Annotated in this window: 16 protein-coding genes; 4 read left to right on the top strand and 12 right to left on the bottom strand. The window is 35.8% G+C overall.

What is annotated here, in order from left to right:
* Positions 1–26: 26 nt before the first annotated feature.
* Positions 27–1,202, bottom strand: coding sequence for a cysteine desulfurase family protein (locus tag ACFIK4_RS09810; protein WP_375675843.1), 1,176 nt, complete (start codon positions 1,200–1,202; stop codon positions 27–29).
* Positions 1,203–1,362: 160 nt separating this feature from the next.
* On the opposite strand from ACFIK4_RS09810, the gene ACFIK4_RS09805 reads away from it, so the two are divergent.
* From ACFIK4_RS09805 to ACFIK4_RS09795, 3 genes are all read left to right on the top strand, one after another.
* Entirely contained in the window at positions 1,363–2,043 is a 681-nt protein-coding gene (locus ACFIK4_RS09805) for an alpha/beta hydrolase (protein ID WP_375613441.1), read from the top strand.
* A gap of 322 nt (positions 2,044–2,365) precedes the next feature.
* The gene (gene tyrS, locus ACFIK4_RS09800; RefSeq protein ID WP_375638395.1) at positions 2,366–3,619 is read left to right on the top strand and encodes a tyrosine--tRNA ligase; all 1,254 of its coding nucleotides are present in this window, start codon (positions 2,366–2,368) and stop codon (positions 3,617–3,619) included.
* Positions 3,620–3,809: 190 nt separating this feature from the next.
* Positions 3,810–4,295: a peroxiredoxin gene (locus ACFIK4_RS09795; RefSeq protein ID WP_375675842.1), complete on the top strand. Its 486-nt coding sequence runs from the start codon at positions 3,810–3,812 to the stop codon at positions 4,293–4,295.
* A 338-nt stretch (positions 4,296–4,633) separates the two neighbouring features.
* Here the strand turns inward: ACFIK4_RS09795 and prfB are convergent.
* From prfB to ACFIK4_RS09780, 3 genes are all read right to left on the bottom strand, one after another.
* Positions 4,634–5,762, bottom strand: a protein-coding gene (gene prfB / locus ACFIK4_RS09790) for a peptide chain release factor 2 (protein ID WP_375613443.1) whose coding sequence is annotated in 2 segments (ribosomal slippage) — positions 4,634–5,692 and positions 5,694–5,762 — 1,128 coding nt in all. Because the reading frame shifts where the segments join, the coding sequence is not laid out codon by codon here.
* A gap of 170 nt (positions 5,763–5,932) precedes the next feature.
* Positions 5,933–8,398: a penicillin-binding protein 1A gene (locus ACFIK4_RS09785; RefSeq protein WP_375628088.1), complete on the bottom strand. Its 2,466-nt coding sequence runs from the start codon at positions 8,396–8,398 to the stop codon at positions 5,933–5,935.
* A 168-nt stretch (positions 8,399–8,566) separates the two neighbouring features.
* Positions 8,567–9,796, bottom strand: coding sequence for an N-acetylmuramoyl-L-alanine amidase (locus ACFIK4_RS09780; RefSeq protein ID WP_375628086.1), 1,230 nt, complete (start codon positions 9,794–9,796; stop codon positions 8,567–8,569).
* A gap of 587 nt (positions 9,797–10,383) precedes the next feature.
* Between ACFIK4_RS09780 and ACFIK4_RS09775 the strand changes: the two genes are divergently transcribed.
* Positions 10,384–13,014: a ribonuclease E/G gene (locus ACFIK4_RS09775; RefSeq protein ID WP_375638393.1), complete on the top strand. Its 2,631-nt coding sequence runs from the start codon at positions 10,384–10,386 to the stop codon at positions 13,012–13,014.
* A gap of 89 nt (positions 13,015–13,103) precedes the next feature.
* Here ACFIK4_RS09775 and ACFIK4_RS09770 read toward each other — a convergent pair whose 3' ends face one another.
* The 8 genes from ACFIK4_RS09770 to proS form a co-directional block, all read right to left on the bottom strand.
* Positions 13,104–13,715 (bottom strand): invasion associated locus B family protein, encoded by a 612-nt coding sequence (locus ACFIK4_RS09770; RefSeq protein ID WP_273791265.1) that lies wholly within the window; start codon positions 13,713–13,715, stop codon positions 13,104–13,106.
* A gap of 1,549 nt (positions 13,716–15,264) precedes the next feature.
* Positions 15,265–15,693, bottom strand: coding sequence for a hypothetical protein (locus tag ACFIK4_RS09765; RefSeq protein ID WP_375675841.1), 429 nt, complete (start codon positions 15,691–15,693; stop codon positions 15,265–15,267).
* Between the two features lie 47 nt (positions 15,694–15,740).
* Positions 15,741–16,133, bottom strand: a complete 393-nt coding sequence (locus ACFIK4_RS09760; RefSeq protein WP_375675840.1) for a hypothetical protein — start codon at positions 16,131–16,133, stop codon at positions 15,741–15,743.
* Between the two features lie 232 nt (positions 16,134–16,365).
* Positions 16,366–19,866 (bottom strand): transcription-repair coupling factor, encoded by a 3,501-nt coding sequence (gene mfd / locus ACFIK4_RS09755; protein ID WP_375675839.1) that lies wholly within the window; start codon positions 19,864–19,866, stop codon positions 16,366–16,368.
* A 5-nt stretch (positions 19,867–19,871) separates the two neighbouring features.
* Positions 19,872–20,159: a succinate dehydrogenase assembly factor 2 gene (locus tag ACFIK4_RS09750; protein WP_375611887.1), complete on the bottom strand. Its 288-nt coding sequence runs from the start codon at positions 20,157–20,159 to the stop codon at positions 19,872–19,874.
* A gap of 65 nt (positions 20,160–20,224) precedes the next feature.
* A complete protein-coding gene (locus ACFIK4_RS09745; RefSeq protein ID WP_375675838.1) occupies positions 20,225–20,905 on the bottom strand; it encodes an ABC transporter ATP-binding protein in 681 nt (226 codons plus the stop codon).
* Positions 20,905–22,173, bottom strand: coding sequence for a lipoprotein-releasing ABC transporter permease subunit (locus ACFIK4_RS09740; protein WP_273791270.1), 1,269 nt, complete (start codon positions 22,171–22,173; stop codon positions 20,905–20,907). The genes ACFIK4_RS09745 and ACFIK4_RS09740 overlap by 1 nt, the downstream gene beginning before the upstream one ends.
* Positions 22,174–22,184: 11 nt before the next feature.
* Positions 22,185–23,510, bottom strand: a complete 1,326-nt coding sequence (gene proS, locus ACFIK4_RS09735; RefSeq protein ID WP_375632246.1) for a proline--tRNA ligase — start codon at positions 23,508–23,510, stop codon at positions 22,185–22,187.
* Positions 23,511–23,677 lie beyond the last annotated feature (167 nt).

Raw genomic sequence — 23,677 nt, 5'->3', positions numbered from 1 at the left:
AAACTTATTTTATTTTTAAAATAATTCTAATTTTTATAACTTTCTGATGATAAATCTTCCCCTTTTTTCCTGCTTATAATTTGAGAAAAAAACGACAGAAAATCATCAATATCTTCAGAAGTTGTGCCACGCCCTAGCGAAATGCGAATGGCACCATTTGGAACATGATACCCCATTGCCTCCAACACTTTGCTTTGTTTTACTTTTCCCGAAGAACAGGCAGAGCCGGATGATAAAGAAAACCCTTCTAAATCAAAAGCAATTTGCATCGTTTCAGCTTTTAGATTTTTCACGGTAAAGTAAGTTGTATTTGGCAAACGTTGAACTCTTTTGCCAAAAATCTCAACATTTTTACTTATTTTTTGTAGTCCATCTTCTAATTTATTGCGTAAATATATTAACTGTTTTATTTCCTCCTGTGTGAAGCAATCAGCCATTGCTGCCCCAAAAGCAGCAATAAGGGGCAATGCTTCTGTTCCTCCACGGAGACCTTTTTCTTGTCCTCCTCCAATAATAAGAGGGTGTGGCATGAGAAGATTACCACATGAAACAAAAGCACCAATTCCTTTAGGACCGCCAATTTTATGGGCAGACAGTATAAAAAAGTCTCCTCCTAACTGATGAATATCCACAAAATTTTTATCTACATATTGTGTCAAATCAACTATAAGAGTGCCTCCTAAATCCCGAACAATAGCGGCGATTTCTGTTAACGGTTGAATAACACCCGTTTCACTATTTGCAGCTTGAATAGCAACAAGAGGTAAACCTTTTGTTTTATCGTGAACCGTTAAGAGTGATGTTAATTTATCTTGTTGTATGAGCCCATCTTGATCAACATCAATGACGCTTATCAATTCTTTAGAAAAACGTCCTCCCTCTGCAACAGAGGGATGTTCAGTCGCTCCAAGGTAAAGATGAGAAAATTTAACTTTTGCTTTCCCCATATTGTAAAAAGGTGTTAACAAAGTCATTGCGGCTTCACTCGCACCAGAGGTAAATACCACGTGATCTGGATCTGTTTTAAGATTTTCAGCGATTTGCCAACGGGACTTTTGCAACAAAGTTTTAGCGGCACGCCCTTCCTTATGAACCGATGATGGATTACCAAATATCTCTAAAGATTCCAGTAACGCTATCCGTGCCACTTTTTTGAGCGGTGTTGTTGCGTTATGATCAAAATATCGGCGTTTTATAACCATTTTACATCGCAATCATTAATCTTATGAATTGATTGAAAAAATAGCGCATTTTTCTTGAAAAGTGCACTAAAAAAAGAATATCTAATAATTATTTAAGAGATTCTATGGTAAAAGTCGACCAGGGTCAAAGAGAGCCTTTTATTGCATTAAGGAGCATTTTATGCCAGAAATTATTTTTAACGGTCCCGCGGGTCGGCTCGAAGGGCGTTATCAACCTTCACAACAAAAAAATGCACCCATTGCGATCATTTTGCATCCTCATCCCCAATTTGGTGGAACTATGAATCATAAAATTGTCTATGACCTCTTTTATATGTTCCAACAACGTGGCTTTACAACTTTACGTTTTAACTTTCGTGGTATTGGTCGTAGTCAGGGTGAATTTGATTATGGAATAGGAGAACTTTCAGATGCTGCTGCTGCTCTCGATTGGGTGCAAACACAACATCCAGACTCTAAAAATTGTTGGGTAGCAGGATACTCATTTGGAGCATGGATTGGTATGCAGCTTTTAATGCGCCGACCGGAAATTGAGGGATTTATCTCAGTTGCCCCTCAGCCTAATGTTTATGACTTTTCATTTCTTGCACCTTGTCCCTCTTCTGGACTTATCATTCATGGCGGTATCGATAAAGTTGCCCCTCCAAAAGATGTTCAAATACTTGTCGATAAATTAAAAACACAAAAAGGTATCATCATTACACAAGAAATATTGGAAGAGGCTAATCACTTTTTCAGTGGATGTCATGAAAAACTTATTGAACGATGTGCCCACTATTTGGATAACCATATCTCCAATGAACTTCTCGCTCCTCCTCCTGAAATACTTTCACTAACTTAGGAAAATACGATAGATTTATAAAAAATTAGCAAAAGCCGTTTCTGATCATAACAAAGTAATTTTTTCAGTTTGCATTTAAAATTTTTCTAAATTTTATTTCAGGATAGAAATGAGAATAACAGCATACCTGTTTTCTATCACTGAAAAGTCTCTTTTTTAGCGTAAAAAGGAAATAATACCTGTATTATTATCTTATATTACCAATATGTCTCTTTCTCTTGTGAGGTGTGTGTCAGTTATGATAGATAACGCATTAATAATTCATTATATAATCGCCTATTATATACAATAAATGCACTCTTATAATTAGGAAATTAAATCTGTGTTTGCCTTTAAATCTGATTTTTTACACATTATGAGCGAACGTGGTTTTATCCACCAAATTTCAGATGAAAAAGGCTTAGATGATCTTTTTTCAAAAGAAACTGTAAGCGCTTATACTGGATTTGACCCAACAGCATCGAGTTTACATGCTGGAAGTCTTCTTCAGATTATGATGCTTTATTGGTTACAAAAAACGGGTCATCGCCCCATTGCTTTAATGGGTGGAGGAACCGGATTGATTGGTGATCCTTCTTTCAAAGACGAAGCGCGACGCCTTCTGACACAAGATGATATTGCTGCAAATATTGATGGTATTAAAAAGGTATTTGCTAACTATTTGACATTCGGTGACCGAGAAACCGATGCTTGTATTGTGAATAATGCTGAATGGTTATGCAATTTAAACTACTTAGAATTTTTGCGTGATGTAGGAAAGCATTTTTCTGTCAACCGTATGTTGTCATTTGATTCTGTCAGACTCAGACTTGAGCGTGAGCACTCTTTGTCATTCTTAGAGTTTAATTATATGATTCTGCAAGCTTATGACTTTGTTGAACTTTATAAACGTTATGGGTTGCGTATGCAAATGGGGGGCTCTGATCAGTGGGGCAACATTATTAACGGAATCGAATTAGGACATCGTTTAGGAACACCGCAATTATATGCGTTAACATCACCATTGCTGACAACCTCTTCCGGTGCCAAAATGGGTAAATCATTGAATGGGGCTGTATGGCTAAATGCGGATAAACTTTCACCTTATCAATTTTGGCAATACTGGCGCAATACAGAAGATGCTGATGTAACACGATTTCTAAAGCTCTATACTCCATTGCCGATGGATGAGATTCTTAAACTTTCTCTATTACAAGGAACTGAAATTAACGAAGCAAAAAAAATTCTTGCAACAGAAATTACAGCAATGTTGCATGGACGTGTTCTTGCTGATGCAGCAGCAGAAACGGCTCGCAAGACGTTTGAAGAAAAAACTCTGGGAGAAAATCTTCCAACTGTTGAAATTAATGCCTCAGAATTAAAAAAAGGTGTTGGATTGCTCACTCTTTTAGTACAAGCAGGACTCGCTAGATCGAATAGTGAGGCACGCCGACACGTTCAAGGTGGAGGTGTCCGTGTAAATGATCAAATTATTGAGGATGAAACACATCTTATTATTGAAAGGGATGTCAGTGCAGAAGGAACCATTAAACTTTCTTTTGGTAAGAAAAAACATGTTGTGATGAAACCAGTATAATCTTTTGCTGTTTTGTTTATGTTGTTCACGTCGAGCTTGTTCTTTCAATTCAATCGTTGTGATAGGGCGAATTTTGTTAGGGAAATAAAAGTCTCTTCAAAACGATAAAATTCTAGAGAGTTGAATAGTTCTTTTCTTCTGTGTACTCTGATATTTTATACCTGTTACACAAAAAAGAAAGATGAAAACAATGACAAGACCAATGAAAGGTGCTCTTGCTCCTGATTTTACTTTGCCGCGCGATGGAGGAGAGACAGTGTGTCTTTCTGACTTTAAAGGAAAGCCTGTTGTTTTATATTTTTATCCAAAAGATGACACCAGTGGTTGCACAAGTGAAGCACTTGATTTCACAAAATTAAAGATGAAATTTGATGAAATCGGTGTTGCTGTTATTGGAATCTCTCCAGATAATGTAAAAAAACATGATAAATTTAAAATAAAACATGAACTTGATGTCATCTTGGTTTCTGATGAAGAAAAAACGACCCTCGAAGCTTATGGTGTTTGGGTTGAGAAAAGCATGTATGGACGCAAATATATGGGAGTTGAACGGAGCACTTTTTTAATTGATGCAAATGGAATAATAGTAGAAGAATGGCGCAAAGTAAGCGTATCTAGGCATGCTGAAAATGTTTTAGCTACTGCAACACTTTTATATCATAATGGTAACTTGTAAATTGAGTGTTTGATTTACCTTCAAAAGCAAAAGTTATTCTCCCTAATTGATTTTAGTTTTTCAACGGATTCAATTTTTACAATATATTGATTTATAAGGATAATGAATTGTTTTACATTTATATTAGTCCCCCGAATATCGCAAAATTTTCTGATTTCAGATTCTTCCTATCACTTGCAATATCATAAGCAGAATTAGCGTGTGAGAAAAAGTTGAAGAAAGGAACAAGAAAATCCCCCTTTAAACCTTTAAAGTATCAAAGGCTATATAACATCACAGCATCCATAAAACGAACAGCTTAAGAAAAAATCTACATGGCTTGAAGGAAGGATATGTAATTAACGAATATCCTCAATTTTTTTGTCTTTTCCATAAATGCGCCGTGCGAGTGCTGCCTCTATAAATGCATCTAAATTACCATTAAGTACGGATTGTGGATCCGTATTTTCAATTCCTGTACGCAAATCTTTGACAAGCTGATAGGGTTGAAGAACATAAGATCTAATTTGATGTCCCCATCCGATTTCTGTTTTAGAAGATTCAGCAGCATTGGTTTCTTCTTCTCTTTTTTTAAGCTCTTCTTCATAAAGCCGTGCACGCAACATCGACCAAGCCGTAGCGCGATTTTTATGTTGAGAACGCTCTGTTTGACATTGAACAACAATACCCGTTTTTATATGTGTGATGCGAACAGCAGAATCTGTTGTGTTAACATGTTGTCCTCCTGCTCCAGATGCACGATATGTATCAATACGCACATCTGCCTCTGAAACATCAACTTCAATATTGTCATCAATAACTGGATAAACCCAAATGCTTGCAAAAGAGGTATGGCGCTTTGCATTCGAATCAAATGGAGAAATCCGCACTAAGCGATGAACACCTGATTCTGTTTTTAACATTCCATAAGCATTATGCCCTTTTACAAGAATAGTCGCTGACTTTATTCCTGCTTCTTCTCCATCATGAATTTCTAAAATTTCAACCTTCATTTCATGCTGTTCAGCCCATCGCATATACATACGTAAGAGCATAGAAGCCCAATCTTGGCTTTCTGTTCCCCCTGCTCCAGCATGAACTTCTAAATAGGTATCATTCGGATCTGCCTCTCCTGAAAGAAGTACGTCAATTTGCCTTTTATCTATCTCATTTTTAAGATTACGTATTGATCTTTCTGCATCAGCGATAATTTCCACATCACTTTCTTCTTCGCCCATCGCAATAAGCTCAATGCATTCTTCAAGTGTTTTTGTAAATGATAAAAGACCATTGATTGAATCATCAAGACGTTGACGCTCACGCATCATATCCTGTGCTCGTTGTGCATCATCCCATAATGATGGATCTTCCGCTTTTTGATTAAGATATTCAAGACGCTTTAGTGATTGATCCCAGTCAAAGATGCCCCCTTAGCAATTGTATTGCTTTCTGGATTTCATCAACTAATGTTTCTATTTCTGCTCGCATAATTTAACACCGTATTTTTAAAAACTCTTTTTGGTTGTGTCTCTTAGCATTTTATACAAATTTAATAGCTGCTATCAGAAAATGGTACAGTTCTATCACTCTATTTATAGAACCGACATTGTAAAAAAGAGATAAAAACCATGACTCATGGCAAAAGGAGATTTTGTCGATTAATACAGCCCACCTGTCCCACTTTCAAGTGCTTTGTTGACTTGTGGAGAAGTCGTTACTGCAGGAACACCTTCTTGAAAAGAATTTGTACTCCCAATAACTTGATATATATCAGCAGGCCCAGTCCCTGGTTTAAATGCTTCTATAATGACATCTTGATCTCCTCTTTCGGCAAGCATTCCTGTTTTCCGATTAATTGGCATTAAAATCATACCTTTTGGCATCTTAAAGGGAACATCTGGCTTCCCTTTAAGAGCATCTGCCATAAAATCACCAAAAATAGGTGCAGCTAATGAACTTCCTGTTCCATTATATCCTAACGGAGCTGGTTGATCATAACCGACAAAAATACCAACGACAATGTCAGGAGTAAATCCCATAAACCAGACATCCTTAGAGTCATTGGTTGTTCCTGTTTTAGCGGCAATATGTCGATTAAGATAACGTAAACGTGCCGCAGTACCACGCTGAACAACCCCTTCCATCATCGATGTAATTTGATAAGCCGTCATAGGGTCAAGAACTTGATCTCGCTCATCAATCAATGTGGGTTCACTTTGATTATTCCATGAATTCGTATTACAATTTTCGCAAATACGATCATCATGACGATAAATTGTCTTCCCATAACGATCTTGAATTCTGTCTATCAGAGAAGGTTTAATAGAGCGTCCGCCATTGGCAATAACGGAATAAGCTGTAACCATTCGTAATACTGTTGTTTCGCCAGCCCCTAAAGCCATGGGAAGATAAGGCTGCAATTTATCTACGATCCCAAAGCGTTCTGCATATTCAGCGACAAGAGGCATTCCCATATCATTGGCAAGCCGTATTGTCATAAGATTACGAGAACGCTCAATACCATAACGCAACGTTGAAGGTCCTGCAAAGGTACCCCCATAATTTTTGGGTTGCCAAACTTCACCATTATATTGACGAACTTCAATGGGGCCATCTAAAACAACGGATGCTGGTGTATATCCGTTATCAAGAGCTGCTGCATAAACAAAAGGCTTAAAAGCAGACCCCGGTTGGCGATAAGCTTGGGTTGCACGATTGAATTCAGATGCTGCAAAAGAAAATCCTCCCACCATAGCAAGAACGCGCCCTGTATGAGGTTCCATAGCAACAATTGCACCTTCAACCTTTGGAATTTGTTGTAAACGATAAGTGTTGTTTGTATTAGATAGTTTTTCAACAAAAATGACATCCCCAACTTGCAGAACATGAGATAAGCTCTGAACAGTTTTTCGATAACCATTTTCTTTTACAACATGGAGTGCCCATTTTGAATCAGCTTCAGATAAAACAGCAATTTCCCGTTTTTTTGATAATATACCTGAAGCTTCGCGCTGTGGCTGTAAACCAATCTCTACTTTATTGAGATTAGTAGAAAGAACAACAGCTAAACGCCATTCAGGAACATCACTTAGCCCTGTGATATCTGCAAGTTCTGTCCCCCAATCACCTTTCTCATCAATATGCGCATAAGCTCCACGCCATCCTTGCGCATGATCAAATCTAATTAATCCATCGTGCAAAGCACGTCGCGCAATAAGTTGTAAATGCGGATCAAGCGTTGTACGAATGGAAAGCCCACCTTCATAAAGTGTTTTAGCCCCATAGCGATGTATTAAACGACGCCGTACTTCTTCAGTAAAATAATCAGCCGCAAAAACATAGCTATCACTCCCACGTATTGTCGCTCCTAAAGGTTTAGCTTTCGCTTTTTCACCTTGTTCACGCGTTACATATCCATTTGCAATCATCCGGTCTATAACCCAATTACGCCGATCAATAGCACGTTGTGTATTCTTAAATGGATCATAATTTGCTGGTCCTTTTGGAAGAGCAGCCAAATAAGCACATTGTTCTAGCGTCAGGTCATTGACGGATTTATTGAAATAGGTCAATGAAGCAGCAGCTATGCCATAAGTGCCACGACCCAGATAAATTTCATTGAGATAAAGTTCGAGAATATGATCTTTTGAATAAGTTTTCTCAATACGCATTGCTAAAATAGCTTCCTTAAATTTACGTTCTAACGTTGTTTCTGAACTTAAAAGGAAGTTTTTAGCGACTTGTTGCGTTATAGTTGATGCACCCTCTGGACGTCTTCCAGAACCAATATTACGAATATTATTGATCAAAGCTCGAGAAAGTCCTTCAGGATCTAAACCAAAATGATGATAAAAGTTTTTGTCTTCAGCCGAAATGAAAGCATTTATAACAAGCTTTGGTATTGATTGAATCGGTAAATAGAGGCGATGTTTTGTTGCAAACTCTGCCATAAGACGGCCATCAGAAGCATGGACACGGGTCATTACCGGCGGCTCATAAAGTGAAAGAACTTCATAATCAGGGAGTGCATTTGCTTGACCACTGGTCATAACACCCCACGTTATTGCACCATAAAGTCCAATAGCAATAAAAAAACGAAGAAGATATCTTAAAAAAATCATCATAAAAACGGCTATCGCTTTCTTAAGAATTAATTAAAGAAAAAATACGTTACTTCAAACACACCAAGTGGATATCACCACAAGATTGAGATCAAGAGAAATTGTTTTCTATCTTTTATTTATACTAGGGTACACTAGAAGCCCATATTGATACTCTATTTTCTCATAAATTTAAAGAGGCTGTATCATTTTCTGCCTATAATCAGCAAATTGACGAATAGAATGAGCAATAGAGGCTGCCATTTGTTTTCTCCAATGAGGATCATTTAATAACTTTTCATCCTCTTTATTGGATAAATAACCTATCTCTATCAAGACTGAGGGTATATCTGAAGCTCTTAAAACTTGAAAATTAGCATACCGATGTGGGTTATTAATCAAGTTAATATGATTCTTTGATAAACTTGAAATAACACTATTTGCAAAATTAACCGAAAATGTATGTGTTTCACGTCGTGTAAGATCCATCAAAATATCTGTAACTTCGAGCGTTTCATCTGCAGGCAAACCATCAAGCAAATCAACTTTATTTTCATTTTCAGCTAAAGATTTTGCAATGGCATCAGAGGCTTTATCTGATATGGTATACACTGTGGCACCGCGAAGAGAATGTAGATCAATCGTATCTGCGTGAATAGATATAAAAAGATCAGCATCAAACTCTTGCGCTTTTTTAACTCTTTCACTTAGTCTTAAAAAAATATTGGAATCTCGTGTTAAAGCAACGGTAATATGAGAATCCTTTTGTAATTCGTCTCGCAATGCACGCGCAAAGTCTAAAGTCACATCTTTTTCTAAAATTCCAGTAACACCCCGTGCACCGCCATCAATACCACCATGACCAGGATCAAGAACAACACGGAAATTATATGCTGGCATTAACTGTGTTTTTGTATCAAAATTGCTTCTTTGCTGTTTTTTTAATATCTCATCAAATTTTTCTTGTGTACTTTTACGAATATCAATCAGCAACTGCCATAAACCATTATTTAATTTTTTTACGACATTTTTTTCAACCACAAAAGCCGTTTTACTTGTCAAAATAATGCGTGAAGTCTGTATGTCAGAGAAAGCATAACGCACATCTGAAAGCATAACGGATAATGTATTCCGTTTCTTTAAAGGCGTATTTTGCATCGAAAAGTCAATTGTAGGTAAATTGATAACCAAACGTGCGGGCCTGTCAAAAATCTGTAAACGAACATTTGGTTTTGAATTAAAAACCGCAATAATACGCGTATGAATACTATCACCAATGGTTCGAAAATTAATAAGTCTCAGAGGATCTGCGGCTTGAACACTAGTTTGGAGTAGCAAAAAAGATAATAAAAAGTATGTGACGAGCACAATAACATCCCCATAAGCTGTTTTCAGCTTTTTGGTAAAAAAAACTCTTATCATAAGCAAAATACTCTACATTACCTTTGTAATAATTTATCTTGGTTACATAAAACGATACACCAATTTATTATCTATTTTTCAATAAAAGCTAAATAAACACCTCAAAACGAAATTAAGGTCATAAAGATATTATAATTATACATGATTTACATTGTTACTTGCCAAACGCATGATATCAACATAAAAGAATATTTATGCTTCCTAGCTGATAATAGTCATCTAAATTATCTGTAACTCATATTAAGTTGTCTTTAGAAGTTTTTTGTCTATTATGCGTTGAGACTTTTTTATGGATGAAAAATTTCTATGTTGTAACATTAGGATTGCATTACTTAAGATTCGTTGGTTCGGATATCCGAACTGTTTTAAAGATTATTTTACCGGAGACTTTTAAGAAAATATGAGTCATAAAAAACAGATGGAAATAATGATGAGAAATGGTGTAAATGCAGTCATGCCTTTGCACGTGGTGTTTCGTCCTGTTTTTCTGGTACCTCCCTTTTATGGCAGACAGCCTTTTATGTTTACGAATAGTTATGGCATTCGTTTGAATAAAATTGTGCATGTCGCCTTCAGGATATTAACTTATGTCAAACAAAATGCTTATAGATGCCTCCCATCCGGAGGAAACACGTGTTGTTGTTGTTCACGGCAACAAAATTGAAGAACTTGATTTTGAATCAGAACATAGAAAACAGCTCAAGGGGAATATTTATCTCGCACGTATTACGCGTGTAGAACCGTCTCTCCAAGCGGCTTTTGTTGAATATGGTGGAAACCGACATGGTTTTTTAACATTTTCTGAAATTCATCCTGATTATTATCAAATTCCTATTGCTGATCGCCTTGCTCTTCTTGAAGAAGAAGAAAAAGAAGCTGTAGGAGAAAATTCTGTAGATACCTTTACGGAAGAAGCAACTAAAAATAAAAAACGCTCCAGAAGAACAAAAAAAAGTGAAAAAAACAATGTTATAGCAGCCGATATTGAAAATGATATCACATCTGAAGCGATAATAATTGATAATACAGAAGAAGCATTAAATGCCAATATCTCTTATGATGAGATTGAAATGGTCGGTGCTGAGGACATCCGTGAAGAGCTCCCGATTTATCAAAGAAAACAAGGGCGCCAGTATAAAATTCAAGAAGTCATTAAACGACGTCAAATTTTGTTGGTACAAGTTATCAAAGAAGAGCGTGGTAATAAAGGTGCTGCCCTTACAACATATCTATCTCTAGCTGGTCGTTACTCTGTTCTAATGCCCAACACAGCACGTGGTGGTGGTATTTCACGAAAAATTACGAACGTACAAGACCGTAAGCGTCTTAAAGAAATCGTAAAAGAATTAGCCGTTCCAAAAGGTATGGGCGTTATCTTACGAACCGCTGGTGCCAATAGAACAAAAGCTGAAATTAAACGTGATTATGAATATCTTATGCGGTTATGGGATACTATTCGCACTTTGACACTCGAGTCAACGGCGCCATGCCTTGTCCATGAAGAAAGCAATCTCATCAAGCGTTCTATACGAGATCTTTATAATAAGAACATTAGTGAAATTCTTGTCTCTGGAGACCAAGGATATCGTGAAGCGAAAGACTTTATGCGTATGCTCATGCCAAGTCATGCAAAAGTTGTGCAACCTTACCGTGATCCTACGCCCATTTTTGCAAGAAATAATATTGAAATTCAACTTGATAAAATGTTGCAACCACAGGTTTCTTTAAAATCTGGTGGTTATCTTGTTATTAATCAAACAGAAGCACTTGTTGCTATTGACGTAAATTCTGGCCGCTCTACGAAAGAATTCTCTGTCGAAAAGACAGCCTTACAAACTAACCTTGAAGCTGCTGAAGAAGTAGCGCGGCAATTACGCTTGCGTGACCTTGCTGGTTTAATTGTGATTGATTTTATTGATATGCTTGAAGAACGCAATGTGAAGCTGGTCGAAAAAAAATTAAAAGATTGTTTAAAAAACGATCGTGCTCGTATTCAAGTAGGTCATATTTCACACTTCGGCCTTTTAGAAATGAGTCGTCAACGTATTCGCATATCGGTTTTAGAAAGTACGACACAGCCCTGCCCACATTGCGCAGGAACAGGAAATATACGTTCTGAATCATCAATTGCGTTACATGTCATGCGCTCAATTGAAGAATATCTTCTTCATAATTCGCAACATAATATTATCGTGCGCACCCCCGTAGCAACAGCGCTTTATGTATTAAATCATAAACGCAATATTCTTGTTAATTTAGAAGCTCGCTTTAAACTTAATATTAGTATTGAAGCAGATGATAGTATTGGAACACAACATCTTGTTATTTCTAAAGGCTCAATAGCAGAGAGAATTTCTCAATCTTCATTGGAAGATGACAATAAGCAAGAAATTGAAGATTCTGTTTTCATAAAAAGTGAATCTATTGAAAATCCTTCTCCCATTGAAACAAACCAAAAGCGTCGGCGCAAAAATCGTCACGGTGAAATTACTGATCATTCTCTCTCCAACGTTCATAAAAAAGAAGATACCTTAAATGATGATTCTTATCGTCGAGGACGTCGTCGAGGACGTCGTGGTGGTCGACGCAATCAAGATAATAATTTTCATCAGATTCGCGTTCCTTATGCAGAACCAGTAGGAGATTTTGCTAAGCAAGCTTTAGCAGAAATTAAAGCAGCGCATCGCAAACGTCGTGTTTCACCTGTTAAATCTTTTGAACTTGAAGAAACAAAAAATAATACACAAGCTCTAGATATACAACAACAGAGTGAATCTGAAAAAAATGATACAAGTATTAAACCTAAAAAACGTAAAACACGTTCTTCAAAAGTAGTAGAAAATCAACTTTCTTTAGAGAATGATCAAAATATTGCAGAACAAAAATCTCTTGAAAAAAAACCTACAACCAGTCCGGTGCGTAAAACTAAAACAAAAAAAGCAGACAAAGCTATTCATGAGGTAGAAGATAAAGCTCTTGAAAAGAGTAAAAAATCAACACGTGGAACACGTAAAAAATCATCTTCTAAAGAGACAACGCAAATACAAAAAATATTAGAGCAAGAAACTGTAATCGAGATGGAGAAAGTTATCGAAACCTCTCCTTCCCAAATTGAAGAAACAATTAATCAACCCGTTGTTATTTCATCAACGCCTAATGATTCTTCCAAAACTGAACGTATTGGTTGGTGGAAACGCAGAATTCTTTCGAAAAATTAAGGATTAAAAAAAACCGCCACAGAAAACTGTGGCGGTTCAAATAAACAATTATAGAAAACGTTTTGACCAACTTTTATGGTGTGGTTTTATTACTTTTGTTTCGCTTTTTCTTGCTCAGCCCGCATACGCTCTTCAATTTCTTTTTGCTTTGATTGAATAGCTTGCTGCAGCTTTATTTGTTCTTGTTGGAAATCTTTTTCCTCCATACCAGGACCGGTATAGGCTGCTGTAAACCCATTAAGAGAAAATTCAATAGGATTAGCTGAACCACGGAAATTAACTGTGGTTACAACCATTTTTGTACCACTTTTCATAGCTGCTATAAGCTTATCATCTAAGACATCATTAGCAATACAACTTGGTCCATTACAAATAATATAAGGAATTTTTTTAGAGAACTCGTCACCAATTTTAATGTGAACACCTTCTGGCAAAAAACGACCTGTCGGCACTTGAATACCTATACGTTTCTCATTTTGCTTCCCTTTTATTTCAACAAGATTAAAAGCCGTTAAAGGTTGTCCCGTATTCGATAATACAGTATTCATTGTATTACAAATATCAACATCATGCTGCTTACTGCAAACTTTGTACCAACCTTGTGATAAAGTTTGCGCATTTGCAGAAATACCAGCTATAAGAAAAAGGGCAGCGGCTCCAACTAATACTGAAACAGCAGAATAAACATTTTTATGCGACATGATTAAGTTAATCCTTTCAACGCGCTCTTAAGTAACTTCAAAAAAATATTAAATATAATTCCAACTTAATTTATTAAATTATAATGAAATAACAATTAATTTTACTATTTTTACTTCAATATAAAAAAAAAAGTCAAATTTAGAGAAAAAATACGACGAGCCATTCTAATTTTTATACACTCATATCATTTCCCCTCTTCATCACATTGGTATTTGATGCAATCTATCCATAAAACACCTCTGTGCATTTAAACTAAGATTACACAAACGAATCAATATTGCAATATTAATTAAAATAAACTCTGATACTACTCTAAAAAACTTACTAATTAAAATTTTTACATTTATTACTCTTCATGTTAAGCTTATAGAACCTTTGCAACAGGTGTTGCAATGCATGAAGCTCTAAAATATCAGATAAATTTTACTGTTTTCCTTGTGTGATACACAAAAACAAAATCATCTACGATATTATTGAAACATTTAATGAATTAAAACCACTGATTGTCTAAAATTTCTGCATAATTGTTAAGAGAGCTTTTTGCTAATGAACAATTTTCTGCCCTTGTTTACAAAATAATAGTGATACGCTTTTGTAATAAAAATTTTATATTCCATAGCGTTTAACTAAACAGTTTAGTTTAAAAATACGCTACTAAAGAAGTGCTTTTTTCTTAATTAAACAACACATTTTCTTAGAGAGAAAATCTATAACTGCTGAAAATATTTTATTTATAAAAAACTTTCTTAAAATATAATAACATATTAATTTATAATAATAATTTATCTTTTTTCTATTTCTATATTGTATGAAAGATCCTAATAGCGCAAACCTCTCTTATGTTGAATCAATAAAATTTATCCACTTGTACATCACAAGCGGAGTTAGTTTTATAGATAAACTACTGAACAAAGGAAACCCTCCCTATGAATCATCTCACGTGCCTAAAGCCATAATAAATTTATGCTCATATATTAAACATCTATTATTGCACTTCTGTACAAATATCATCTCTCAGTTTTATAACGTGAATAAAAAATATAGCTTTTATCAATTTCTTTTAAGTTATTTCTTAAATAAAAGAATCTACTAAAATGATAAATTCTTTTCATCTTTCACAATATCAAAGATATAAATCGTTAATGATTTAAGTTTTAAGAAAAAAATGAATTAAAATATCATTTTGTTTCTCTATATAACACAACTTAGAGCTATAAAATATCTCTCTTATCATATTAATGAAACAAGATTTATGATATGAGATGTATCGTCATTAAAATAATTAAACAGATAAAAATAAAAAACTACAAGCACAAAAAATTATGCATAAAAAGAAAACATAAAAAAGATATATGAGTTTATTATTTAATATATATTAAATCTTATATGATAAGAATAACAGATAATATATTACGTGTATAATATTACTTTATTATAAATAATAAATAATAAGTAATAACTCAAAAAATAAAATATATTATTACTAATATGTTTTAACTATTGTTTAGTATATCAGCTTAATTTCTCTGTATTTATATGAGTAAATTTTTAATTGAATAACTCTTCAACATGGGAACGCATACGATTCATAATACTCTTTCTCTTTTCTGGCAGCATTATATTATATATTTCTCTCGTGCTTCTACATAATAAAGGAGCAGATTTTACATTCGAAGGATTGCGCATCACCATATCCTTTATACCACTAATTATCTCTTCTTCAAAATCTGAGACACTAATCACCATTCGTTCTTCAAAGTGCTTTATTAATTCAGGATCTATTGAATTGATTGCATCTTTTGCCCATCTAAAATCTTTTTTCCTCCAACCAAAATCTTTCCGTAATAAATCCCCTATATCACTGTCCAACAGACTCTCTTGAATTTTACAAGAAAGAACCATAAAGGAATAGAGTCGTATCGTTTCATCAATCGCTCTATCGTTAAGAGTTTCTACATTTGCTGTATCATCACTCATTCCTAATTCAGAAGCGCTTCGAGACCTTAGATATTCTGTTGCTTTACTTAATTTCTTTCATACTCTCCTACTCTATACTCTCTTGCCCTATGCGCTCTATATGCTAAATTCTCCATTTCTTGCGCTAAATCACTTAGTTTTGAAGAAAGCTTATAACGCTCTTCATTAAGGTCTCCGTGTTCTTGTAGCAGCTTATCATGTTCTATATTATGAGAACGTATTTGCGAAAGTGTTAAATCAGCAAATGTCTTTTCAATGAATTTCATCCTCTTTTCAATAACTTGTAGTCTTTCTTTAATACGCTTATATTTCTCATCAAGCGTTAAACCAGAAAGAGATAATTCGGTTAAGCTAAACTCAGCGTGAGCGTTTTTTACGCCATATATCAAAGTGAGTAATAAAAAGACGATAGTTAGACACTTTTGTAATGAAGAAAGCATGCTATCTTTACCTAAATTTTTTTTTCTAAAAAATTTACAGGAGCTTATTAGCTTATTATATGCAAGTGCTATTTAATGCGGTTAAACCGTCTAATCTATTTTCTTCATTATATCAATACGTATATAATAAAAACTAAATAAATATATAAAGGGTTCTTTATTATAAACTTAAATTTTATTCAGAATGATTTTATAAAAATGAGTAACAGTTCTGAAACAATAAAGAAATTTTTTAAACAGAATGTTGTTCTGCCATTTCGACAAGCTGTGTCATAATATTCGCTGCTCCAACAAGCCTTTCATCCGCTGAGGACCAATCACGAATAAGAGCAATACTTTGATCTGGTCGAATTTTTGCCATTGAACCTTGTTTTCCCACCCACTGAACAAGAGCAACACTATTTGCGAAATAGTTATTACGAAACTGTATGACAATCCCCTTTGGTCCAACATCTAATTTCTCTACATGTGCTTTTCGACACAATGTTTTAATATGAAAAACTTTAAGAAGATGTTGAACCTCAAGGGGCAAAGGACCAAAGCGATCAATTAACTCCGCTGCAAATTCATCAATTTGTTCTAAACCATCAAGTTCTGTTAAACGACGATAAAGTCCCATACGTAATGATAAGTCAGGCACGAAACTTTCTGGTATCATCACTGTTGTACCAAGGGAAATTTGAGGTGACCATTGCTTATCTTCATTTAGCTCTCCATCTTTTAATTCAGCAACAGCTTCTTCAAGCATTTTTTGATAGAGTTCAAATCCAACTTCTTTGATATGCCCCGATTGCTCTTCACCTAAAAAATTGCCTGAACCGCGGATATCCATGTCATGGCTTGCCAATTGAAAACCGGCCCCTAAGGTGTCAAGAGATTGTAACACTTTAAGACGGCGATCAGCAGCAGTTGTTAAAACTTTACCAGCAGGAAATGTAAAGAGAGCATACGCACGTTGTTTTGAACGTCCTACCCTACCACGTAACTGATAAAGGGCAGAAAGACCAAACATCTCAGCACGATGCACAATTAGGGTATTGGCTGTTGGAATATCAAGACCTGATTCAATAATGGTTGTTGAGAGCAGCACATCATATTGTCCATCATAAAATGCATTCATGATATCATCAAGTTGTCCAGCCGGCATTTGTCCATGAGCCACAACGAATTTCAGTTCTGGCACATGTGTTTTGAGATATTCTTCTACAAAAGCCAGATCAGAAATACGAGGACAAACATAGAAACTTTGTCCACCACGATAATATTCTCGAAGCAGGGTCTCTCGTATAACAAGTGCATCAAAGGGTGAAATAAAAGTACGAACCGCCATTCTATCAATGGGGGGGGTTGTTATCAATGAAAGTTCACGTACACCCGATAAAGCTAACCCTAAAGTGCGTGGTATGGGAGTTGCTGAAAGTGTGAGAACATGAATATCACTTTTAAGCTCTTTTAAACGCTCTTTGTGTTTGACACCAAAATGCTGTTCTTCATCAATGATAAGAAGACCTAACCGTAAAAAATTAACTGCATCACTTAATAATGCATGGGTTCCAATGACAATATCGATTGTACCATCTGAAACACCTTTTTTTACTCGTGCAAGTTCTTTCGCTTTTACAAGCCTCGAAGCATGTCCAATTTTAACCGGTAATCCTTGAAAACGCGAAATAAATGTTTTGTAATGTTGACGTGAAAGCAAAGTTGTCGGTACAACAACAGCAACCTGATATCCATTTAATGCTGCAACAAAAGCACTTCGAATGGCTACTTCAGTTTTTCCAAAACCAACATCACCGCATATCAAGCGATCCATCGGCTTGCCTGAGGCTAGATCGTCCAAAACAGCATCAATTGCATTCATTTGATCTTCCGTTTCTTCATAGGGAAAGCAAGCAACAAACTCATCAAATGGTCCAATTGGTGGAAGTAAAGCAGGCGCAGCACGAGTCATACGCTCTGCAGCTATACGGATTAATTGCCCTGCCATTTCCAATAAATGTTTTTTAAGCCGAGCTTTACGTGCCTGCCAAGCAACACCTCCTAATTTATCTAAAGTTACCTCTGTTCCTTCTGAGCCATAACGTGAGAGAAGCTCAATATTTTCAACAGGTAAAAAGAGTAAATCACCTCCAGCATATCTAATTTCAAGGCAGTCTCGTAAAATTCCAGTGGTTCTGATGGTTTTAAGACCAACAAATTGGCCAATACCGTGGTCGATATGCACAATAATATCACCAGAATTTAAAGCAGAAATTTCAGAAATAAAATTTGTATTATTCTTACGCCGCTTTGGCGATCTTATAAAACGATCGCCAAGGATATCTTGCTCTGCTATAATAGCCAAATCTTCAGCCACAAAACCATGTTCTATCATGATAACAGCTGCTAATATGCGATCCCGAGGTGTTGCTTTGACAGTTTGCAAAGATTTTGCAACATCTATTTTTTTCAATCCATGCTCATCGAGAACTTGTAACAAACGATTGAGAGATCCTTCACTCCAACACGCTAAAAGCACTTTTTTACCAGCAGCGCGTAAAGATGCGATATGATCAATAACACTTGAAAAAACATTTTTTTCCTGCGCATTACGCTCTTTTACAAAATCATATCCCTGTTTAACATGTGCGTGAATAATAGTTTGTTCCAAACTTTGTGGAACATTAAAAGGAGAAAAATCAATACGCTGTGAAGATTGTTGCGCACCTTCCAAAACACGCTCTGGCGTTAAATAAAAAAGACTAGGATCTATTGGATGATAAGAAGTAGAATTTTTTTCATCACTTTCGCGCTCTTTGCGCGCATTATAATAGTCTTCAATAAGACGATAGCGCTCAATGAAGACTTCTTCTATGAGATGCTCAAAAACTATCGGTAAGTTGCCACAATGATCAAAAAAGCTATCAAGGTTTTCATAAAAAAATGGAAGCCAATGTTCCATACCGGCAAAACGCCGACCTTGAGAAATTGCTTCATAAAGCATGTTATTTTTTTGTGATACACCAAATGTACGGGTATAATTGCTTTTAAAACGACTGATGCGTTCTGGTGTAAGAACAACCTCACTCATTGCCTGTAATAAAAGTTCAGTTTTTTGGCCTGTTGTCCTTTGACTTTCTGGATCAAATACGCGGATACTTTCTAGGGTATCTCCAAAAAAATCAAGGCGTAAAGGTTCAACATCCATCGGAGAAAAGATATCAAGTATTCCTCCTCTTACAGCAAACTCACCAACATCACGGACAACCGTAACGCGTTCAAAACCATTGGTTTCTAGAAATTGAATAAGATTTCCCATGTTATTGCGCTGGCCAACACGTGCATGAATAAGCTGAGCTTCTATCATTTCACGAGGAGGCAACTTTTGCATAATTGCATTTGCTGTTGTTAATATAATTGCAGAATATGGATCTTTCCGTAAATTTGCTATGTGTGCCAATGTTGATAGTCGACGTGCCATAACAGCAATTCCTGGTGATACGCGATCATAAGGCAAACAATCCCATGCAGGAAATTGAAGTACGGGTAAATTGGGTTCAATAAAATTTAAAACTTGTTGTAAATGCGCAATTTTTGTTCCGTCACGGACAACATAGATGAGCGGTTTACCTTGTGCAATTTCTGAACTTAATTTAGCAAGCGCAAAGGCTTCAAATCCATCAGTAACGCCATCTAAAATCATACGAACAGAATTATTTTTGGGAATAACAATTTTTTTAAATATAGGCATCGGGATTAATAACTTAAGCAAGTACGATAATTGGCAATATCACGGAAAAGTGGACTATCAACTTCAGAGGGGGGCAAAATTTCTCCAGTAATCCATGTGAGTAAATCACGATCATCAAAAGACATAATATACTCAAGCTCAGAGAGCGTTTTATCATTCATCCCAGTAATATGAGCATCGACATAATGCCCAAAAATGAGATCCATTTCACGAATACCGCGATGCCATGCACGAAAAATCAACCGACGACGACGAGCATCTAATTGATTTTTGTCAACGACAAAAACTGTCATAAAAAATCTCCTTGAATAAAGTAATATAAACTATTCAATTAGTCGTATAAAGTTTTTACCTTGCTTTAAGGAAGTTCTATAATCTTTTGTTCTTTAAGTGTAATTCGACGATGCATTTGCTTAGCTAAAGCGTAATTATGTGTTGCAATAAGAGCAGAAAGACCAGACTGACGAACAAGGATAGATAAAGCTTGAAAAACATAAGCTGAAGTTACTGGATCAAGATTTCCTGTAGGTTCATCAGCCAAAAGAACCGAAGGGCCATTTGCTACTGCACGTGCAATAGCAACACGTTGTTGTTCTCCTCCCGATAACTCTGAGGGACGATGGTTCGCACGATGAGAAATACGCAGATACGTTAATAATTTGCGCGCACGATCTTCTGCTATGGATTTTTTTAATCCTGCTATCATTTGGGGTATCATGACATTTTCTAACGCCGTAAACTCTGGAAGTAAATGATGAAATTGATAAACAAAACCAATATCATTTCGTCTTATAGCTGTTCGCTCACTATCAGAGCGCTTTGCACAAGAAACACCCCGTAACATCACATCACCAGCTGTTGGTTTTTCTAATAATCCAGCAATATGAAGAAGTGTTGATTTTCCAGCACCAGATGGTGCAACAAGTGCAACAAGCTCTCCACGATTAAGAGTAAAATTCGCTTTATCTAAAACAATGAGGGGCTTATGACTCTCGAAAAAGTGTCTTTCAATCTCTACAAGCTCTAAAATAGCTGTCATTATTCATACCTCAAAGCTTGTACGGGATCTAGCTTAGCAGCACGCCATGCCGGAATGAGAGCAGCAAGAAACGACAAGAATAAAGCCATCATAGCAACCAAGATGGTCTGTTTCCACTCAATTTGTGCAGGCAATTTTGTTAAAAAATAAAGTTGAGGATTAAAAACGTCGACATTAAATAACCAAGATATAAAATCTTGGATATGATTAATATTCGCGGTCGCGATAACACCTAAAACTAAACCCAATATAGTTCCAATAAAACCAATCATCATTCCTGTAATGATAAATATACGCAAAATCGCACTCTGTTGAGCCCCCATCGTGCGTAAAATTGCAATATCATGACTTTTATCTTTTACAAGCATAATCAGCCCTGAAATAATATTTAAAGCAGCAACAAGAACGATCAGAGAAAGAATGAAAAACATAACATTTCGTTCAATCTGTAAGGCTGAAAAAAAAGCCTGATTGCGTGTACGCCAATCAATTAAATAGACCTGTTGTTCAACTGCTTTTTCTACAACAGGTTTTATTTGATCAACAGCATCAGGATCATTTAGAAATAATTCCAAAGACTGAACCTTATCTCCCAAATTAAAAAACATTTGTGCTTCATGGAGAGGCATAAAGATAAATATTGAATCATATTCAGACATACCAACTTCAAAAATAGCAACGACTTTATAAGCTTTCACACGTGGGGTAACGCCAAAAGGAGTCTCATCACCATCTGGAGTAATAATACGAATATCTCTTCCAACTGTCAGTCCTAATTTTTCTGCTAAGCCACTTCCAATTGCAACACCTTCTTCTTGATCAAACCGAGAAATCGACCCTAATTTAATGTTTTGAGAGACTGTTTTAAGCTTTTCTAGATCTTGTTTGCGCATACCACGAACTAACGCGCCAGAGCCACCTTGAACTTCACCTTGAACAAGCGCTTGACCTTCAATAACAGGTAAAGCAAACTTCACACCATTTGTAGTTTCTAAAGAAGAAATAAGAGTCTTATAATCAGAAAAACCAGAATCAACTGTTTGAATAATAAGATGCCCATTCATACCAAGAATACGATTGAGAAGTTCTGTACGAAAGCCATTCATCACCGCCATAACAACAACCAGAGCAAATACGCCCAACATAATCCCAATAAGAGAAATAATTGAAATAACAGATGCAACGACATGTTTTTTATTGGGAATCATATAACGAAAAGCGATCATCCACTCATAAGATGAAAAGCATTTGTTTTTCAGCCTCTTCATAATATTTCCTATTAAATTATAGAAAGTTGGCTGAGCACATCTTCAACCTTTAGAGATTTTTTTATTCCTGTTTTTCGATCTTTAATTTCAACTTCATTTTGTGCAATACTGTTAGGACCAACAATGATTTGCGTTGGCAAACCAATCAAATCCATTGTTGCAAATTTTGATCCAGGGCGTTCATTTCTATCATCTAATAACGGATCAAAACCAACCTTCTTTAATCCCTGATAGAGAAACTCACATGCCTGTGTGCATTTTTCATCATCGGGCTTCATATTGATAATCCCAAAATCAAACGGTGCCATCGACTTTGGCCAAATAATACCATTTTCATCATGAGAAGCCTCAATAGCGGCCGCAACAAGACGCGAAGGCCCAATACCATAAGATCCCATAGAGACCACATGCTCTTTTCCATCTTGTCCCATAACTTTTGCTCCCATTGGAGCAGAATATTTAGTACCAAAGTGGAAAATATGCCCTACTTCAATACCACGCGCTGAAAGACGATTATGATCAGAAACTTTAGCCCACTCCTCTTCATTATGCATTTCTTCCGTTGCTGCATAAAAAGATGTCCATTGCTTAACAATATCATCTAAAACAGCTTTATCACTAAAATCGATTGAACTATCAGGAACGGTAAGTTCAAGAAATTGTTTATCACAGAAGATAGCACTCTCTCCTGTTTCAGCCAAAATGATAAATTCATGACTGAGTTCCCCCCCTATTGGACCTGTATCTGCACGCATAGGAATTGCTTTTAAGCCAAGGCGAGAAAAAGTGCGTAAATAAGCAACAAACATACGATTATAAGATGTTTCAGAGCCTTCATAATCAAGATCAAAAGAATAAGCATCTTTCATTAAAAATTCTCGTGCTCGCATCACACCAAAACGTGGACGAATTTCATCACGAAATTTCCATTGAATATGATATAAATTAAGCGGAAGATCTTTATAAGAACGAACATAAGAGCGAAAAATATCTGTTACCATCTCTTCATTGGTTGGACCATAAAGTAAATCACGCTTTTGACGATCTTTAATGCGGAGCATTTCCAAACCATAATCATCATAACGACCGCTTTCACGCCAAAGATCAGCAGACTGAATTGTAGGCATCAATATTTCTATTGCACCCGCACGTTCTTGCTCTTCACGAATAATTTTACAAACTTTATCAAGCACTTTTTTTCCCAAAGGAAGCCAAGAATAAATCCCTGATGTTTGTTGTCGAATCATTCCAGCGCGCAACATGAAGCGATGAGAAACAATTTCTGCTTCTTTAGGATTCTCTTTTAAAAGTGGAAGGAAATATTGAGAAAGACGCATTGAAATAATTAACTCCTAATCAGATCTATCATATCGGAACAATTTATCACACCCTCTATTCATCTATAGCCGCATTCTGAATACTTGCAAATATAACGATCTTATCATTTAAAAATTTATTGTGCTTTATTCTCTATTTTTCTTATTTAGCAATAAAATAAAAATGC

This window comes from Bartonella sp. AP9QHHD (assembly GCF_042195625.1).
In the GTDB taxonomy this organism is placed as follows: domain Bacteria; phylum Pseudomonadota; class Alphaproteobacteria; order Rhizobiales; family Rhizobiaceae; genus Bartonella.
This window is presented reverse-complemented; position numbering and strand designations above follow the sequence as displayed.

Coding starts and splice junctions, on each gene's coding strand:
- proS (WP_375632246.1), bottom strand. CDS start 23,510: ATGCGTCTTTCTCAATATTTCCTTCCACTTTTAAAAGAGAATCCTAAA.
- ACFIK4_RS09745 (WP_375675838.1), bottom strand. CDS start 20,905: ATGACAGCTATTTTAGAGCTTGTAGAGATTGAAAGACACTTTTTCGAG.
- mfd (WP_375675839.1), bottom strand. CDS start 19,866: ATGCCTATATTTAAAAAAATTGTTATTCCCAAAAATAATTCTGTTCGT.
- ACFIK4_RS09750 (WP_375611887.1), bottom strand. CDS start 20,159: ATGACAGTTTTTGTCGTTGACAAAAATCAATTAGATGCTCGTCGTCGT.
- ACFIK4_RS09780 (WP_375628086.1), bottom strand. CDS start 9,796: ATGATAAGAGTTTTTTTTACCAAAAAGCTGAAAACAGCTTATGGGGAT.
- ACFIK4_RS09760 (WP_375675840.1), bottom strand. CDS start 16,133: ATGCTTTCTTCATTACAAAAGTGTCTAACTATCGTCTTTTTATTACTC.
- ACFIK4_RS09805 (WP_375613441.1), top strand. CDS start 1,363: ATGCCAGAAATTATTTTTAACGGTCCCGCGGGTCGGCTCGAAGGGCGT.
- ACFIK4_RS09740 (WP_273791270.1), bottom strand. CDS start 22,173: ATGAAGAGGCTGAAAAACAAATGCTTTTCATCTTATGAGTGGATGATC.
- ACFIK4_RS09765 (WP_375675841.1), bottom strand. CDS start 15,693: ATGAGTGATGATACAGCAAATGTAGAAACTCTTAACGATAGAGCGATT.
- ACFIK4_RS09770 (WP_273791265.1), bottom strand. CDS start 13,715: ATGTCGCATAAAAATGTTTATTCTGCTGTTTCAGTATTAGTTGGAGCC.
- ACFIK4_RS09785 (WP_375628088.1), bottom strand. CDS start 8,398: ATGATGATTTTTTTAAGATATCTTCTTCGTTTTTTTATTGCTATTGGA.
- ACFIK4_RS09775 (WP_375638393.1), top strand. CDS start 10,384: ATGTCAAACAAAATGCTTATAGATGCCTCCCATCCGGAGGAAACACGT.
- ACFIK4_RS09795 (WP_375675842.1), top strand. CDS start 3,810: ATGACAAGACCAATGAAAGGTGCTCTTGCTCCTGATTTTACTTTGCCG.
- ACFIK4_RS09810 (WP_375675843.1), bottom strand. CDS start 1,202: ATGGTTATAAAACGCCGATATTTTGATCATAACGCAACAACACCGCTC.